The organism is Amycolatopsis sp. SID8362, assembly GCF_010550475.1.
Lineage (GTDB): Bacteria > Actinomycetota > Actinomycetes > Mycobacteriales > Pseudonocardiaceae > Amycolatopsis > Amycolatopsis eburnea.
The window spans coordinates 1-2163 of sequence record NZ_JAAGNB010001181.1 but is presented as its reverse complement, the minus strand read 5'-3'; the positions used below and the strand labels follow the sequence as shown (position 1 = coordinate 2163).

The 2163-nt window shown below is 73.0% G+C and carries 4 protein-coding genes; 2 read left to right on the top strand and 2 right to left on the bottom strand.

Features of this window, described 5'->3' with window-relative positions; translation table 11 throughout:
* Positions 1 to 403 (top strand): GGDEF domain-containing protein (locus G3I65_RS36910; protein WP_160700200.1); only part of this gene is annotated, 403 nt, incomplete at its 5' end.
* Between the two features lie 6 nt (positions 404 to 409).
* Here G3I65_RS36910 and G3I65_RS36905 read toward each other — a convergent pair.
* Both G3I65_RS36905 and G3I65_RS36900 read right to left on the bottom strand, forming a co-directional pair.
* The gene (locus G3I65_RS36905) at positions 410 to 1372 is read right to left on the bottom strand and encodes an isopenicillin N synthase family oxygenase (RefSeq protein ID WP_160700199.1); all 963 of its coding nucleotides are present in this window, start codon (positions 1370 to 1372) and stop codon (positions 410 to 412) included.
* Positions 1373 to 1397: 25 nt separating this feature from the next.
* On the bottom strand, positions 1398 to 1856 hold the full coding sequence (locus G3I65_RS36900) for a nucleoside deaminase (RefSeq protein ID WP_125310597.1): 459 nt from the start codon (positions 1854 to 1856) through the stop codon (positions 1398 to 1400).
* 111 nt (positions 1857 to 1967) lie between these two features.
* On the opposite strand from G3I65_RS36900, the gene G3I65_RS36895 reads away from it, so the two are divergent.
* Positions 1968 to 2163 (top strand): YafY family protein (locus G3I65_RS36895; RefSeq protein WP_163046818.1); only part of this gene is annotated, 196 nt, incomplete at its 3' end.

Here is a 2163-nt window from a genome sequence, read left to right as displayed (position 1 = left end):
CCTCGACCACTTCCGCCGGCTCAACGACCGCTACGGCCCCCGGGTCGGCGACGCGGTCCTGCGCGCGGTCGCCGACACCCTGCGCGACGAGGTCCGCGCCGCCGACCTCGTCGGCCGCTCCGGTGGCGAGGAGTTCGCCGTCCTGCTGGCCGGCACCGGCCGCTTCGACGCGATGGCCATCGCCGAACGCATCCGCCTGCGCATCGCCTCGACCCTGGTGGCGCTGAAGGACTCGGGCGACGGCCCCCAGTTCGTCGGCGTGACGGCGTCGCTCGGCGTCGCGGCCTGCCCGGCCGACGGCGAACTGGCGGACGCGCTCCTGGCGGCGGAAGCGGCGTTGCTGCGCGCGAAGGCAGCGGGCCGGAACCGGACGCTGTCCGCCGAGCCCGAGCCGGAGCCGTGAGCCGGCTCAGCCGACGGTGATCGCGGTCAGCTTCTCCCGCAGGTACTCCGCCGCGATCACCTCGGGGTAGGTCCGCTTGCCCAGCGGCGGCCCCAGCGACGTGATCCGGGCGTCGTGGTCGGTCTCGTAGAAGAAGATCAGCGAGACCAGGTCCTCGTCCGGGGCCGTCGCCGCGGGCGGGAGCACGCGGTGGCGGGTCGAGCGCCAGCGGTCGCCGGTCCAGCGGGCCATCAGGTCGCCGATGTTCACCGTGAACGCGTCCGGGTGGAACGGCGCGTCCTCCCATTCGCCGTCGGCCGTGCAGACCTGCAGCCCGCCGATGCCGGCCTGGCGGTCGAGGACCGTGACCGTGCCGAAGTCGGTGTGCGGGCCGATCCGGAACTGGTCCGGCGCCGGCGCGCCGACGTGCGTCATCGGCGGGTACCAGTTGATGTTGAACGTGTACGTCGGGTGCGCCGTGTGCCGCGTGAAGTGGCTTTCGGCCAGGCCGAGCGCCGCGGCGAAGATCTCCAGCAGGTGGTCCGACAGCGCGCGCATCCGGCGCATGTACTCGGTCGCCGTTTCGGCGAAGCCCGCCACCTCGCCCGGCCAGACGTTGGGCTGGAACCAGAACCCGTCGACGTCGGCGACGCCCACGCCTTCGTCCGCGCCGGCGGAGTAGGACTCCTTGAGATCCGGCGGGGTCTCGGTGCCCTCGGCGTAGCCGTTGGCCTCGACCCCGGGCGGCAGCCAGCCGCGGCCGCCGACCGTGACCGCGTACCGCTGCTTGACGTCCTCGGGCAGCGCGAAGAACTCCCGCGCCAGCTCCCGCGTCCGGCGGCGCAGGTCGTCGGGCACGCCGTGCCCGGTGACCAGCAGGAACCCGGACTCCCGCAGCGCGCGGTCGATCTGGCCGGCCACGTCGGCGCGGCCTTCGGACGTCCCGCCGAACCACGGCGAAAGGTCGACGAGCGGAACGGTTGACGGCATACCGGCTCCTCGCAGCAACACTGTCCTATTCGGACTTCTCGACCCCGATGTCCTCGAACCACAGGTCCGGGCGCGCGGCGATGAACTCGGTCATCAGCGCGGTGCAGGCGGGATCGTCGAGCAGGGTGATCCCCACGCCGAGCCCGGCGAGCCAGTCGTGCCCGCCGTGGAACGTCGTGGCCTCGCCGATGACGACGCGCCCGATCCCGAACTGACGGACGAGCCCGGAGCAGTACCAGCACGGTGAAAGCGTCGTGACCATGATCGTGTCGCGGTAGTGCGGGCGGCGGCCGGCGTTGCGGAACGCCGCTGTCTCGGCGTGCATCGACGGGTCGCCGTCCTGCACGCGCCGGTTGTGCCCGCGACCCAGCAGGGTGCCCGCGGTGTCGAACAGCGCGGCCCCGATCGGCACGCCGCCTTCGGCCTTGCCCAGCTCGGCTTCCTCGCGGGCGACGGCGAGCAGGGCGTGCGGGTCGATCGGCATGCGCCACTCTTTCCGGCGGAGGCGGTGCCTGGCAAGTGTTTGACCCCAGGGCTGCACCATCCGGCGGATCGAGGACCGGAACTGTCCTCGATGTCTGGCACACTGCGTGTCATGTACGGCACTTCGGAACGCCTGCTCCGGCTGCTCTCGCTGCTGCAGGCGCGGCGCGACTGGCCGGGCGCGGACCTCGCGTCGCGGCTCGAGGTCGACGTCCGCACGATCCGCCGCGACGTCGAGCGGCTGCGGTCCCTCGGCTACCCGGTGCACGCGACGCCCGGGGTGGCTGGCGGCTACCGGCTCGGCGCGG